We start from the raw sequence: 1,610 nt of genomic DNA on the forward strand, positions 1-1,610 counted from the left end.
GCTGGCCGCCCTGTTCCGGGACGAGGGTGAGCCGCACACGTTGCTGCGCTTGGGTTTCGGCTTCCCGACGCCGACCGCGCCGCGGCGGTCCGCGGACGAGGTGACCACGGTGGTCGAGGAGCCGGGAAGGGCCGAAGGGCTCCCCGGGTGAGGCCGCGCGACCCTGGCTGCCGCGGGAGCGGGGCCAGGCACCGCGCACCCCGTCCGGTGGCGGTGGTCCCGTGAGCCTGCGCAAGGAGGCCTACCGGCGCGAGCTGGTGCGGCTGCAGGGCGAGCTGGTGAAGATCCAGGAGTGGGTGCGCGCCGAACGCAGGCGGCTCGTGGTGATCTTCGAGGGCCGGGACGGCGCAGGCAAGGGCAGCACGATCAAGCGGGTCGCCGAGTACGTCAACCCGCGCGTGGCCCGCATCGTCGCCCTGCCAAGGCCGGACGAGCGGGAACGCGGCGAGTGGTACTTCCCGCGGTACGTCGCGCAGCTGCCCGCCGCCGGGGAGATCGTGCTGATGGACCGCAGCTGGAGGACGGCGTGCTGCTGCGCAAGTACTGGTTCTCGGTGAGCCAGGACGAGCAGGAGCGCCGCATGCGCGCCCGGCTGGACGACCCGATGCGCCGGTGGAAGCTGTCCCCGGCGGCGAACCCGGCCAGCTACGTCCCGGACCACGCCGGCACGCTGTGAGCGCCCGCTGCTGAACGGCGCAAGCATGACGTCAGAGGCCGCGCGCCGCGCCAGCGACCACGATCCTGCGGGCTTCCTCCCTGTCAGCTGCGGAGCGCCCCGTCCTGACCGCCGCGCGGCGGGGCCGGAATGCCCCGGGACCCGGGACCTTCGTGCCTGGTGACCACGCCACCCCCGCGCGCAGCCTGGGCTTTCGACCGATTCTTCTGCCGGAGGTGTCCGATGGACGTCCGCATGACCTACCCGGTCCGGGTCGAGGGGAACCTCGGCACCGGGCTGTCCCGGTGGCTGTGGCTGGTGAAGTGGCTGCTGGTCATCCCGCACCTGGTGGTGCTTTCGTTCCTGTGGCTCGGTTTCTTCGTGCTCACCGTGGTCGCGTTTTTCGCGATCCTAGTGACCGGCCGCTACCCGCGAGCGATCTTCGACTTCAACGTCGGCGTGCTGCGCTGGTCGTGGCGCGTGCAGTTCTACTCCTACAGCGCGCTCGGCACCGACGCCTACCCGCCGTTCACGCTCGCCGACGTGCCCGCCTACCCGGCGCGGCTGGAGATCGACTACCCGGAGCGGCTGTCGCGCGGGCTGGTGCTGGTGAAGTGGTGGCTGCTGGCCATCCCGCACTACATCATCGCCGGGTTGTTCGTCGGCGGCGGCACCTGGTTGCTCGGGTACACCGACGACGGCGGGTTCACCTGGGCGGCCGGCGGCCTGGTCGGCATCCTGGTGCTGGTGGCCGGGATCGTGCTGCTGTTCAGCGGCCGCTACCCGAAGCCGGTCTTCGACTTCGTGCTCGGGATGGACCGCTGGGTGCTGCGGGTCGCCGCGTACGCCGCGCTCATGACCGACGCCTATCCGCCGTTCCGCCTCGACATGGGCGCGCACGACCCGGCGGGGCCGGTCACCAAGCCGTCCTCGCCCGAGCACTGGCAGCCGGCGA

General features: G+C 71.9%; 1 protein-coding gene and 1 pseudogene. Both read left to right on the plus strand.

All coding sequences use genetic code 11. From position 1 onward, the window contains the following. Positions 1–167: 167 nt before the first annotated feature. A pseudogene (locus AMY39116_RS44475) lies at positions 168–625 on the plus strand (polyphosphate kinase 2); the annotation flags it as partial. Between the two features lie 273 nt (positions 626–898). Beyond that, on the plus strand, positions 899–1,610 hold a 712-nt coding region (locus tag AMY39116_RS0341745; RefSeq protein WP_020423529.1), incomplete at its 3' end, for a DUF4389 domain-containing protein.

Source organism: Amycolatopsis sp. ATCC 39116 (genome assembly GCF_000231075.2).
Taxonomy (GTDB): domain Bacteria; phylum Actinomycetota; class Actinomycetes; order Mycobacteriales; family Pseudonocardiaceae; genus Amycolatopsis_E; species Amycolatopsis_E tucumanensis.